A 13,771-nucleotide genomic window follows, 5' to 3' on the forward strand; every position below is an offset into this window, starting at 1 on the left:
TTATTAAACTAAATATTTTAGGATGACTTTAGAACAGAGAAAACAAGCAGTAAAAAAAATGATTGATGATGCAGATGAAGATAGTTTTGCTAATTTTGAAGAATTAGTTAATTTAAAAGGACACTTATTTGTTTTGACTGAAGAACAAATTGCAGAAATAGATAAAGGCATAGAAGAAGCTAAAAATAATCAATTTGTTAGTAAGGAAGTAGTACAACAAAAGTTTGGTTCATGGCTTATACTATAGAGTTTACACCTACAGCTGTTAATTCATTAGAACAGATTTTAAATTTTATTGAGAAAACTTGGACTAAAAAAAGTATTGATGAACTTAAGAAGAATATCAATAAGACTATTAAAATGTTGAAAAAATTTCCCAAAGCATCTCCAATTTATCATATAGATAATACGGTTAGAATGAGTGTGGTTAAAAATTATATTCTATTACTTTATATTATAGATGAAATAAATAAAAAAGTTATTATATCAGCTTTTATTGATGCAAGACAACAATACAAACAACTAAAATAAACATGAAAAAAATATTATTTATAGATAGAGATGGTACACTAATTACTGAACCAAAAGATGATTTTCAAGTAGATAGTTTTGAAAAATTAAACTTCTTACCAAATGTATTGTATTATCTCAAAAAAATTGTAGAAGAAACCAATTACGATTTAGTCATGGTTACCAATCAAGATGGATTAGGTACTGCTAGTTTTCCTGAAGATACATTTTGGAAGGTACACAACTTAATGCTTCGTGTGTTTGAAAGTGAAGGCGTACATTTTAAAGAAGTATTAATAGATAGAACTTTTGCTAAAGACAATGCTCCAACAAGAAAACCAAATACTGGATTGCTTACACAATATATGAATAATTCAAATGTTGATTTATTAAATTCATTTGTAATTGGCGATCGATTAACAGACATTCAATTAGCTAAAAATTTAAATAGCAAAGGTATTTTAATTGGTAGAAGTGCCGATACTTCAGATGATGATTTACTCAATCAAACAGCACTAAAAGAAACTATCGTTTTGCAAACCGAAAATTGGAAAGAGATATATCAATTTTTAACGCAACCAAAACGAATAGCACACATAGAACGCAATACCAACGAAACTAAAATAAAAATAGATTTGGCTTTAGATGGTACTGGGAAATATAACATCAACACTGGATTAGAGTTTTTTAATCACATGTTAGAGCAATTAGCTAAGCACTCTAATTGCGATATTAATATAGATGTAAAAGGAGATTTGCAAATAGACGAACACCATACTATCGAAGATACAGCAATTGCATTAGGTGAAGCATTTAAACAAGCACTAGGTAATAAAAAAGGTATCAATAGATATGGTTTCTTATTACCAATGGACGATGTTCTAGCACAAGCAGCTATAGATTTTTCTGGAAGACCTTGGCTCGTTTGGAATGCTAAATTTAAAAGAGAAAAAGTAGGAGATATGCCTACCGAAATGTTTTATCATTTTTGGAAATCATTTAGCGATGCAGCTCAATGTAATTTAAACATCAAAGCCAAAGGCAATAACGAACATCATAAAATAGAAGCTATTTTTAAAGCTGTCGCCAAATCAATCAAAATGGCAATAGCAGATAATGGCAGCAACGAAATTCCAAGTACCAAAGGTGTGTTGTAAGAACAAGTATACTAAAGTATATTGCTAGTAGAAAAGATTAGATGTTACAGTTTCTTGTAATTATTATTATAAAAAAAGCTCCAACGATATCGTTGGAGCTTTTAATTTCACTGATTTGCTCAGAATTACTCAGCGTGAGTTTCTTCAGCAACTTGCTCAGTAGCATCAGTAGCAGCGTCAGCAACTTCGTCAGTAGCTTCAGATACATCTTCAGCAACTTCTTCAACTACATCACCAGCATCATCTGCTGTTACTTCAACATCAACATCGCTAGTTTCTTGTTTTTCTTTACATGCTTCCATACCTACAAATAATGTAGCAGCAGCGAATAATACAAATAATTTTTTCATTTTAATTTGATTTGGTTGATACAAATGTAGTATTAATTTTTATTTGTTATTTAAAATTATCGTTAAAAAATACTAACATGTTTTTCACACTTGGTGATAAAAAGGATGCTAATTATCAAATTTTCTTTCAATTAAAATGGAAATTGTCTTCTAATACTTCCTATCAAAAATTAAACTGTACACAAAAGCATCTTTTGCTTTTATTTTCTTGCCATTAATAGCTAGTACTTTAGTTTTTTTACGATGCTTATCACTGTGTCCACTATCATAGTCATCTATTTCTTCAAAATCATAAATATTATCACTATCAGTAGTATCCATAATCGACTCATACTTATCTTCTAGCTTAACAATCTTAGATTCATCTGCAAAAACATCGTCATAATTAAGTGTATCAATTTCACTAACTGGTTCGTTAACCACTTTCTTTTTTGGTTGAACCATTTGCTTTGGCTTAGGAGGTTCTTGTTGTGGATTTGATTTCTGTTCTAATTCTTTCAACAAATCTTCAATAGACTGCATTGCGGTCTTTTTCTTAGGTTTATTCGTATTAGTAGGCGTAGATTGCTGATTGCGTTTCTGCGTTTCCTGATATACTTTGTAGATATAATAAGCAATTGCTCCAAGGACAAATAAAAATTCCATCAACCAAATGTAAAAAATGAGCATAACTTAAACAAATTAATTAGAGCAAATATTTCATTTTAGCTATATTTGTGGGCTATGCGATTGAGAAGTATTGAGATAAAAGGATTTAAGAGTTTCGCGGATAAGACACTCATTAATTTTGATCAAAATATTACAGGTATTGTCGGACCAAATGGTTGTGGCAAATCTAATGTAGTAGATTCTATTCGTTGGGTTTTGGGTGAACAGAAAAACAAAGCACTTCGTTTAGAAAAAATGGAGAATATTATTTTTAATGGTTCTGCCGATAAAGCTCAAGCTAATGTTTGTGAAGTTTCTATTACACTAGATAATACTAAAAATATATTACCGACTGAATTTCAAAGCGTTACCATTACCAGAACTTTAACAAGAGATGGCGATAGCAATTATAAACTCAATGGTGTTAATTGTAGATTGAAAGATATTCGTACGCTGTTCATGGATACAGGAATTAGTACAGATTCTTATGCTATTATTGAGTTAAAGATGATTGACCAAATTCTGAATGATGTTGATGGTGCAAGAAGAACACTAATAGAACAAGCTGCTGGTGTTTCTAAATTTAAAACTAGAAAAAGAGAAACCATTCTTAAATTAAATGCTACCGAAGCAGATTTAGATAGAGTAAAAGATTTATTATACGAGATAGAAAAAAATCTAAAAACACTAGAAACACAAGCTAAAAAAGCACAACAATACAAAGCATTTAAAGAAGAATACAAAGTTTTAAGTATCGATTTAGCCAAGCATGAATTATTTGCTATTAACGAAGATTTTGCTAAAGCCAAAAAAGTTATTCAAGATAGTGAAGATGAGAAATTAGCTGTAATTACCAAGCTAGAATCGTTTGAAGCAGAATTAGAGAAACAAAAATTAGTTGTTTTAGAGAAAGAGAAACACCTTTCTGAACAGCAAAAAGAACTCAACTCGTTTTTAGCAACCATTCAACAAAAAGAAAGTGACAAAAAAATTGCTGAACAAAAAGTAAGTTTTCTAAACGATAAAATCAATCAATTACAAAAACAAACTACGCAAACCAAAGAAATTATTGATAATTTGTTTACTGCAATTGAAGATTTAGAAAAACTACACATTCAAGATCAATCTAAACTAGATACGATTAAGGTTGATTACGACAGTGCTAAAGAAAAGTTAGAAACTCAAAGAGAACAAAATTTAGCTATGCGTACCAATGTAGAAGCTGCGAAAGAACGATCTTCTGTTGCTCAACAAAAAATTACTTCGCTCGAAAAAAATATTGCAATTAAAGAAACAGAATTGTTGACTTTAGAAAAAAATGCACAACAATCAGTTTTTGAAAACGAAGAAAGACAAAAGCAAATTGCTACGATAGAAGACAATTTAAAGCAAACGCAACAAAAAGTAGACAAACAAAAAGATTTAGTCGATAAATTAATAGCTAAGGAAGAACAAAACGATTTGGCGATTCAAGAGAAAGAAGCACTTACAGAGCAAACCAGACAAGACTTAACGCTTAAGAATAGAACACTTGATGCAAAAAACAACGAGTTTAAGTTAACCAAAAACATGGTTGATAACTTAGAAGGTTTTCCAGAATCTATTAAGTTTTTAAAGAAAAATGTCAATTGGTTAAAAGACACACCATTGTTATCTGATATTATTTATACAGATGAAAATAATCGTGTTGCTATTGAAGCAGTTTTAGCACCATATCTCAGTAATTTCATAGTACAAAACGAAACCGAAGCATATAATGCCATCGATATTTTGTCTAAAAGTTCTTCAGGTAAAGCAAGTTTCTTAGTATTAGATTATTTTAATAATTATAAAATTAATTCATCAGCTAAAAAAGTCGATGATGCCAACTTAGCAATAGATTTAATTAAGGTTGATGACCAATATAAGAATTTATTACAAATATTATTAGACAATATTTATATTGCTAACGAAAATGCGAATATCCAACAAGTATATAAAACATTAAATGATGAACAAGCTGTTGTTGTAAGTGCAAACGGACAAATACAAAAATCTGCACAACAATTAAGTGGTGGTGCTGTTGGTTTGTTTGAAGGAAAAAGATTAGGTCGTTTAAAAAACTTAGAAATTCTTGAAAAAGACATTAAAAAGTTAGATACAGAAACACTTAAACTAAAAGAAAAATTACAAACAGTTCAAAACGAACTCAATCACCTAAAAGTCAATTCGTATAAAAATACCATTCAAAGAGAAAACTTTACGCTACAAAATTTAGAAAAAGAATTAGTTGGTTTAAAAAGTAAACTAGATAGCGAATTAAATTCGGTAGAAAAATATACGAATACAGCTCAATTGTTGGCAGAAAGTATTACGCAAATTAAGACAGAAATTGAGCCATTAAAAACCGATTTAGAACAAAGTATTGCTGTTGCTAGTTCAGAACAAGAAAGTTATACAAGTTTAGATAACGATTTTAAGAAAGCCAATGAATTGTATTCAGAATTATCACAACAATATAATAATGTAAATATTTTATATATACAACAAGAAAATAAATTAAAATCTAATCAACAGAATTTACAGTACAAGCAAAATCAGCTAGAAGACAATAAAAATAGATTAGCAAGTGCAGACGAAGAAATTAATCAATCTAATCAAGAAGTTGAACAAATTACACAACAAGTAAAAGAACTAGAGAATCAGTTAATTACAGATTATAACAACAAAGAAGAAAAAATGGAATTGCTTTCATCACAAGAAGGTAATTACTACGAAATAAAAGAAGGCATTAGTACAACTGAAGACAATATCAGAAATCAACAAAAACAAAGACAACAAGTAGAACAAAACATTCAAAATAGAAAAGAAGAAATTAGCGATTTAAAATTAAATTTAAATCTATTAAAAGAAAGACTATCTATTGAGTTTAATATCGAAATGGCTTCTTTTGAAGAAAACTTAGAGTTACCAGAAGATTCTAAAGACGATATTAAAGATAGATTAGACAAAGTCAAAAGAAAAATAGATTATTTTGGAGATGTCAATCCAATGGCAGAAGAAGCATATAATGAAATGAAAGAACGATTTGATTTCATTACAGCACAAAGAGCAGACTTGGAACAAGCCAAAACCGATTTACTCGACACGATGGAAGAAATTGAAACTACTGCCAAAGAACAATTTTTACAAACATTTCATGCAGTAAGAGAAAATTTCATAGAAGTATTTAGAAGCATGTTTACACAAGATGACTCTTGCGATTTAGTACTCATCAATCCAGATGATCCATTAGAATCAGAAATTGATATTATGGCAAAACCCAAAGGCAAACGACCACAATCTATCAATCAATTGTCTGGTGGAGAAAAAACACTAACAGCTTTATCACTCTTATTCGGATTATACTTATATAAACCAGCACCATTTTGTATTTTAGATGAGGTTGATGCACCATTAGACGATGCTAACATCAAAAAATTCAATGATGCGATAAAGAATTTCTCTAATAATTCGCAGTTTATCATAGTAACACACAATAAAATGACTATGGCAGCTGTAGATGCAATCTATGGCGTTACAATGGTAAAAAAAGGAATCTCAAGAGTAGTTCCAGTAGATTTCAGTAGCTTGAATTAATTTTAACTAAACAGCAACAAAAATGCAAAAGAATAAAGCTGTTTTGAATACTAATTAGTATTAGCATTTCACTAATCATTGTTACATAATATTAATTTCACCAAACATGAATGCTTTTTTACTAATTTTGCATCATGAAAAAAACGCATATCATTGCTTTAGTACTTATAGCAGTAATGGTTGTAGTACTTATATCGCTTCTAGGCAATTTCAGTCGATACGAAACATTTGAATCTGCTTACGCTAAAAAAGGAAAAGAAATTAATGTAGTAGGTGTTTTAAACCTAAAGAAACCAATAGTCTATGAACCAACAGTTAATCCAAATGAGTTTTCTATGTATATCATCGACCAAAAAGGCGTAGAAAAGAAAGTAATAGTAAAAAAAGCAAAACCTAGAGATGTAGAACGAAGTGAAAAAATTGTAGTCATTGGAAATATGGAAAATGATGTTTTTGTAGCAAAAGACATACTCATGAAGTGTCCAAGTAAATATGTAGAAAAAACTCAAGGATAATTTATGAATATACACGCTCAAGGTGCAGAATTTTTCTATGGTAAATTAGGTCATTTCTTTATAATTCTTAGTTTTTGCTTTGCATTATTATCAGCAGTAAGTTATTTTTTAGCAGCTTCAACTAAAGATATTTTACAACAACAAAACTGGATAAAACTCGGACGCACAAGTTTCATCATTCATGTATTTGGTATTATCAGCGTATTTGTAGTGTTCTATTTTATATTACTACAACACCAATTTCAATATAAATATGTATGGCAACACTCATCAAAAGAATTGCCTTTTTATTTTGTGTTTTCGGCAATGTGGGCAGGACAAGAAGGTAGTACACTACTATGGATGTTTTGGCATGCTATCTTAGGATTAGTACTCATCTTTAAAGCCAAAGAATACGAATCGCCAGTGTTGAGTTTTATGGCTTTAGCACAAGTATTACTAGGTTCAATGTTGCTTGGAGTGTATATTTTCAACTACAAAATGGGTTCAAGTCCATTTGCTTTGTTAAAAGATACGATGGATATTCCAATCTTCAAAATGAATCCAAATTACATTCCAGAAGACGGAACAGGACTAAATCCATCACTACAAAATTATTGGATGGTCATACATCCACCAACACTATTTTTAGGATTTGCATCAACAGCAATTCCAGCAGCTTATGCCTTTGCTTCACTTTGGAAAAAAGATTTCAAAAATTGGTTAACAGCAGTATCGCCTTGGGCTTTATTTTCTTTAATGATTTTAGGTGCTGGAATTTTAATGGGAGGTGCTTGGGCTTACGAAGCACTTAATTTTGGTGGATTTTGGGCTTGGGATCCAGTCGAAAACGCATCATTAGTACCTTGGTTATTACTAGCAGCAGCAATTCATACATTAATGGCAGCTAAAAAAACAGGATATTCACTAACTGCTACCTATATTTTGTTTTTCGCTTCTTTTATATTGGTGATGTATTCTTCATTTCTAACAAAAAGTGGTGTTTTAGGCGATGCATCAGTACATTCTTTTACAGATATGGGAATGAGTGGACAATTACTATTGTGCATCTTTGCATTTTTATTTCCTTTATTTGGCTTGTTGATTTATAGATTGACAAAAAAAGAAATTCCTACACCAGAAAAAGAAGAAGCTACAAGCTCTAGAGAGTTTTGGTTGTTTATTGGTAGTTTAATTTTTGCATTGTCAGCGATGCATATTATAGTACTAACTTCATTTCCTGTAATTAATAAGTTGCCTTTTTTAACGAAAGATTTAGCACCACCATCAAACATAAAAGCACACTACAACAATGTACAAATTTGGTTAGCCATTTTTGTAGCAATAGGTTCTGCTGTAACACAATTCTTTAAATATAAACATAGTGATTATAAACAGATATTTAAAAAATTATTATTAAGTTTCATAATGGCTGTTGTAGTAAGTACTATATTTATAATTATCTATAAATTATATAAATTCGATTATATTTTATTGTTAGTTGCTGCTTGGTTTAGTGTAATTGCTAACGCAGATTACATCCTTAATGTACTAAAAAGAAAAATTAAATTTTCTGGTGGTTCAGTTACACATATTGGTTTTGCTTTGATGTTGATTGGTATATTAATTTCTAATGGCAAACAAGAAGTTATTTCTATTAATAAATATGGAATTGATTATGGTTCTGGTTTTTCTACGGATGAAATTGCAGAAAATGTGTTGCTCTACAAAGATGAACCAGAATTAATGGGAAAATATAGAGTTACTTATTTAGGTGATTCATCTGCTGATAACAATATATATTTTAATGTTAGATACGAAGAGTTAAACAAACAAGGAAAAGTAAAAAAATCTTTTGTACTACATCCTAATATTTTAATGAATTCAAAAATGGGTAACAATCCAGTACCATCTACAAGAAAAACATTGTTGAGCGATTTATATACACATGTTACAGCAGTTCCTTTAAAAGAAGATGGTTCACCAAGCGATTCTATCTCTAAAAAAACATATACAGTTGCAGTTGGCGATACTATTGCTTTGTCTAATGCAATGGCAGTTATTGCTGGTGTAAATCCACATGCTACAATAGATAGTTTTGAAATGCTTGCTGATGATATTGCACTAGGTTTAGACATTCAGTATGTACGATTAGATACAGTTGCTATGTTAGAACCAATCTATTTTATTAGAGATTTAATGGCGACTTCAATTGCTGATGAATATCCTAAAGATGACATTAAATTTGCAGTAACTAAACTATTACCAGAAACCAAACAGTTTGAGTTAGTAGTAGAACAAAAAATAAGAAAATATATTATTATGAAAGCTATTAAATTTCCACTAATTAATTTTTTGTGGTTTGGAATAGTTATTATGATGATAGGTATTTTTATTAGTTTGAGAAAAGCAATTCAGGATAGAAAATTACGCCATGCAAGGAATTAAAACAATTTCTTTTATTGGAAGTGGTAATGTGGCAACACATTTGGCAAAAGAACTCTATTTAAAAGGTTATACTATTCAACAAATTTGTAGCAGATATTTAGAAAATGCTAATATTTTAGCTAATCAAGTTGAAGCACAAGGAATTGACCATTTAGATGCATTAGATACTACTGTCGATTTAATTTTTTGTTGTACTAAAGATGATTTAATTAAAAAGATTATTAATCGAATTGTTGATACTAATAACATTCATGCTATTGTACATACTTCAGGAACAGTTGGTTTAGAAGTGTTTAATGATTTTGAAGATAAAATAATTAATAAAGGAATTTTTTATCCATTGCAATCGTTTTCTAAAACAGTGCCAGTTAATTTTAAAACTATTCCAATTGGTATTACAACGACCAATAATTTATTTGAAGCACAGTTACTACAAATTGCCAATACTATTTCAGAAAAAGCATTTGTTATTACAGATAACGACAGAAAACATTTGCATTTGTCTGCTGTTTTGGTCAATAATTTTACCAATCATTTGTTTGCATTAGGTCAACAATATTGCGAACAACATCAGTTAGATTTTAAATTGCTATTGCCATTAATTCAACAAACTATACAAAGAATTGAAACCATTGCTCCAATTAATGCACAAACTGGACCAGCTAAACGAAAAGATTTTGAAATTATTAATAATCATATCAATATGTTAAATAATAATGAGTTGGTTCAAGCTATTTATATTTCGCTAACTAATAGTATCTTAGATTTCTATAAAGATTCAGAATAAACTAACAAGCAATGAATGTTAAAGGAATACATATTTATCCAAATAAATTGTTAGAACAACTTAATTTCGATTTTATTCTACAACAACTAATGTCTAATTGTATAGGTAGTTTAGGACGAAGTTATTTAGCTACACAAGATTTCTTTACGAATGAAGATAAATTAAAAGAAGCACTACAAGCAACTCACGAAGTACAACAATTAATTATACTCAATAAAAAATTACCTTTTTCTGGTTTCGATGAATTGCCTTTTTTAAATCAAGCAACAATAGAAAACTATGTATTAGATATTGAACAAATTATTCAGTTGTATTATGCATCATTGAGTTTTCAACAGCTATATAAATTATTACATCAAAAAGAATTACAAACACAATGCGAAGTATTATATGATAGTATAAAAAATATTAATTTAGTTGATGATGTGATTTTGTCTATTCAAAAGACTATACACATCGACCAAAAAATTATTAATGAAAGTGTTTCACCAAAGCTCAATAGTATTAGAAGTGAAATTAGACAAACACAACATAAAATTCAGTCAGTTTTTAATAAAGCATTACTACATTACAAGCAACAAGATTTTTTGGCAGACACTCAAGAAACGGTACGAAATTCAAGACGAGTTTTAGCAGTGCGTAGTGAGTTTAAACGACAAATTAAAGGCATTATTGTTGATGAAAGTAATAACGGAACCATTACTTTTATTGAACCAGAACAAACTGTAGCACTGAATAATGAATTGTTAGTTTTATTTAGCGAAGAAAAAAGAGAAATCTATAAAATTTTAGCTACACTTACTAAAAATATTCAACCATTTATTAGTGATATTCATATACAATTAATTTTTTTAGCTTATTGGGATAGCTTGCAAGCCAAAGCAAATTATGCACTACAAAATCAACTGACAATTGCTAGTGTAAGTAAAGAAAAATCAATATATTTAAAAAACTTTATTCATCCAGTACTACAATATCATCATCAAAAAAATAAAAAACCTATTGTAGCCAACACGCTTTGGTTAGATAAAACAAATAATTTTTTGGTGATAAGTGGACCAAATGCTGGTGGAAAATCTATCGTATTAAAATCAGTAGGTTTAATTCAGTTGATGTTCCAATTCGGTATGGCAATTCCAGTAGAAGAAGGCAGTCATTTACCTTGTTTACAGCATTTTTTTATAGATATTGGCGACGAACAATCTATCGAAAATGATGTGAGTACTTATAGTGCACATCTACAAAAAATGAAATACTTTCTACAACATGCTAATGGTAAAACACTTATTTTGTTAGATGAATTAGGTGTAGGTACTGATCCAAGTTTAGGTGGTGCAATGGCCGAAGCAATTATTCAGTTGCTACAACAAAAACATTGCTTGGCTGTTATTACAACACATTTTAATAATATTAAATTGTTTGCAGCACAAACCAACGGATTTCAAAGTGCAGCTATGGCTTTCGATAAACAAAATCTAAAACCATTGTATCAATTGCAAATAGGACAACCAGGAAGTTCTTTTACTTTTGAAATTGCCAAACAATCTAATTTACCAAATGATGTGATTCAGTTAGCAAAAGAAAAAACAGGCATTAATAATAAAGTTTTAGATGAAACTTTGTCTGATGTTCAAATAGAAAAACAATATATAAAAGGTTTACGAAAGAATGTTCAAAAAAAAGAACAACAACTAACTGATTTAGTAGCTAACTACGAACAATTAAAAAAAGATTTAGAAAAAGAAAAAAAGAAATTGATTAAGAGTCATCAGCAGAAATTGTTAGAAGCATTTAACGAACAAAGCAGAGCTCTAGAAAAAATGATGCGTGATTGGAAAGAAAGCGAAAACAAAAAAGAACAGTTTACAAACATCAGACAGTTTATTGACGATAAACGAATAGATATTGAAAAGAATATCACTCAAGAAGAACAACAAGCGTTTAAAGCTACAAAAGGTACTATTGAAGTTGGTAATAAAGTAAAATTAGAAGATGGAATTGAAGTAGGTGAGGTGCTACAAATCAATGGTAAAAAAGCGACGGTTTTATTTGGACAAATGAAAACAACAGTTAAATTAAGTCAGTTGCAAAAAATAACAGAAACTACAAAAAAACAAAATAACAATACGAATACTTCATATACTTCTAAAAATATTACTGAAAAAAGTATCTTCGACTACGAATTAGACATTAGAGGTTTAATGAAAGACGAAGCATTTACAGCATTAGATAATTTCTTCGATAAAGCATTAATGTATGGCATTTCTAAAGTAAAAATTGTACACGGAAGAGGCAGTGGTGCATTGCGAACAGCAGTACAAAATTATCTTAAAAATTATCCATTTATAGCACAATACTACTACGAAAAAGAACAATTTGGTGGCAACGGAGCAACCATAGCAGAGTTAAAGTAGATTAACAATCAATTTTTATCAACTAATTTAAATTTATTGTTGATGTTTATTTTTTAATATTGTATCAAGATAAGTTGAATTATATTTAAATTTGATACAGTAGTTTTAAAATAATTTTATATGCCAAAACAAATTTATCAAATACAAATAGCATTAGTAGGTTTTAAACCTAAAATTTGGAGAAGAATTTTAGTGCCATCAGATTTACTATTATCAGATTTTCATTTAATTATACAAACTACTATGGGATGGTATAATTGTCACTTACATCATTTTATAAAAAATAAAACATTCTATTCTATAAAAGTGCCAGAAGATGATTTCTTTTGGAATGATTCAGAGGATATTGATTATAAAGCAAAAAAGCTTAAAATAGCTGATTTATTAAAAACTATAAAAGACAAAATTAAATACGAGTATGATTTTGGTGATAGTTGGGAACATGATATAATTTTAGAAAATATATTACCTTTTGATGATAAAGTAAAATATCCAGTCTGTATAAAAGGCAAAATGAATTGTCCACCAGAAGACTGTGGCGGTGTTTGGGGCTATTATGATTTTCTCGAAATTATAAAAAATCCAAAGCATCCAGATTATAAAGAAATAATGGAATGGATGGGAGATGAAGCATTTGATCCAGAATTTTTTAATATAGATGAAGTTAATGAATTATTGCAAGAGAAGGATTATGGCTCTTTTGAATTATTTGATTGATTTATAGTTAGATAAATAGTACCAAAAGTGTACTACGAAAAAGAACAATTTGGTGGCAACGGAGCAACCATAGCAGAGTTAAAGTAGTAACTGTAAGCATATAAATAATTTTCAAAAATTTACTTTCGTACTAAATGCAAATAAGTACTATCGTATTCATTTTTGGCATCTTTGGCTACAAATATTTTTTCCTGAACTATCCATTGTGCATCATCAAATTCAAAAAAAGCATCAGCTTCAATTTCGGTATGCACTAAGGTTAAATGCAAATCAGTACAATAGGGCATGGTTAAAGTATAAATTGTAGCACCACCAATTACATAAAGTGTTTCTTCTTTTTGTTCAACAGCGTAATACAGAGCTGCTTCTAAATCATTAAATAAAACGCAATCTTTAGGTGCTTCTTTTAAAGTATTAGATAAAATAATATTGGTTCTGTTAGGCAATGCTTTTCCAATCGACTCGTAAGTTTTTCGTCCCATTAAAATACAATGACCACTGGTTAATTGTTTAAATCGCTTTAAATCATCAGACAAATGCCATAACAACTGATTGTCTTTACCAATAGCTCCATTTTCTGCTGCTGCTACTATTAATGCAATTTTCATACAAATGCAAATTACACATT

General features: G+C 29.4%; 12 protein-coding genes. 9 read left to right on the forward strand and 3 right to left on the reverse strand.

Features of this window, described 5'->3' with window-relative positions:
* The first annotated feature begins 22 nt into the window (after positions 1-22).
* The 3 genes from H6553_05135 to hisB are packed head-to-tail and all read left to right on the forward strand — an operon-like array spanning position 23 to position 1,667.
* Positions 23-247 carry a hypothetical protein gene (locus tag H6553_05135; protein ID MCB9033200.1) on the forward strand — a complete coding sequence of 75 codons (225 nt, stop codon included), beginning with the start codon at positions 23-25 and terminating at the stop codon, positions 245-247.
* Positions 232-531 (forward strand): type II toxin-antitoxin system RelE/ParE family toxin, encoded by a 300-nt coding sequence (locus H6553_05140; protein ID MCB9033201.1) that lies wholly within the window; start codon positions 232-234, stop codon positions 529-531. The genes H6553_05135 and H6553_05140 overlap by 16 nt, the downstream gene beginning before the upstream one ends.
* A gap of 2 nt (positions 532-533) precedes the next feature.
* Positions 534-1,667, forward strand: a complete 1,134-nt coding sequence (gene hisB / locus H6553_05145) for a bifunctional histidinol-phosphatase/imidazoleglycerol-phosphate dehydratase HisB (protein MCB9033202.1) — start codon at positions 534-536, stop codon at positions 1,665-1,667.
* A gap of 125 nt (positions 1,668-1,792) precedes the next feature.
* Here the strand turns inward: hisB and H6553_05150 are convergent, their stop codons facing one another.
* Positions 1,793-2,017 carry a hypothetical protein gene (locus tag H6553_05150; protein MCB9033203.1) on the reverse strand — a complete coding sequence of 75 codons (225 nt, stop codon included), beginning with the start codon at positions 2,015-2,017 and terminating at the stop codon, positions 1,793-1,795.
* A gap of 150 nt (positions 2,018-2,167) precedes the next feature.
* Positions 2,168-2,662, reverse strand: coding sequence for a hypothetical protein (locus tag H6553_05155; protein MCB9033204.1), 495 nt, complete (start codon positions 2,660-2,662; stop codon positions 2,168-2,170).
* 78 nt (positions 2,663-2,740) lie between these two features.
* Here H6553_05155 and smc point away from each other — a divergent pair, with 78 nt between their 5' ends.
* From smc to H6553_05185, 6 genes are all read left to right on the forward strand, one after another.
* On the forward strand, positions 2,741-6,283 hold the full coding sequence (gene smc / locus H6553_05160) for a chromosome segregation protein SMC (protein ID MCB9033205.1): 3,543 nt from the start codon (positions 2,741-2,743) through the stop codon (positions 6,281-6,283).
* A gap of 134 nt (positions 6,284-6,417) precedes the next feature.
* Positions 6,418-6,798 (forward strand): cytochrome c maturation protein CcmE, encoded by a 381-nt coding sequence (locus H6553_05165; GenBank protein MCB9033206.1) that lies wholly within the window; start codon positions 6,418-6,420, stop codon positions 6,796-6,798.
* Positions 6,799-6,801: 3 nt separating this feature from the next.
* On the forward strand, positions 6,802-9,225 hold the full coding sequence (ccsA, locus tag H6553_05170) for a cytochrome c biogenesis protein CcsA (protein MCB9033207.1): 2,424 nt from the start codon (positions 6,802-6,804) through the stop codon (positions 9,223-9,225).
* On the forward strand, positions 9,212-10,012 hold the full coding sequence (locus tag H6553_05175; protein ID MCB9033208.1) for a DUF2520 domain-containing protein: 801 nt from the start codon (positions 9,212-9,214) through the stop codon (positions 10,010-10,012). The genes ccsA and H6553_05175 overlap by 14 nt, the downstream gene beginning before the upstream one ends.
* Before the next feature lie 11 nt (positions 10,013-10,023).
* Positions 10,024-12,426, forward strand: a complete 2,403-nt coding sequence (locus H6553_05180) for a Smr/MutS family protein (protein MCB9033209.1) — start codon at positions 10,024-10,026, stop codon at positions 12,424-12,426.
* A 120-nt stretch (positions 12,427-12,546) separates the two neighbouring features.
* Positions 12,547-13,143 carry a plasmid pRiA4b ORF-3 family protein gene (locus H6553_05185; protein MCB9033210.1) on the forward strand — a complete coding sequence of 199 codons (597 nt, stop codon included), beginning with the start codon at positions 12,547-12,549 and terminating at the stop codon, positions 13,141-13,143.
* A gap of 119 nt (positions 13,144-13,262) precedes the next feature.
* Here the strand turns inward: H6553_05185 and H6553_05190 are convergent, their stop codons facing one another.
* Positions 13,263-13,751: a dihydrofolate reductase gene (locus H6553_05190; protein MCB9033211.1), complete on the reverse strand. Its 489-nt coding sequence runs from the start codon at positions 13,749-13,751 to the stop codon at positions 13,263-13,265.
* Positions 13,752-13,771: the final 20 nt, after the last annotated feature.

Source organism: Chitinophagales bacterium (assembly GCA_020636535.1).
Lineage (GTDB): Bacteria > Bacteroidota > Bacteroidia > Chitinophagales > JADIYW01 > JADJSS01.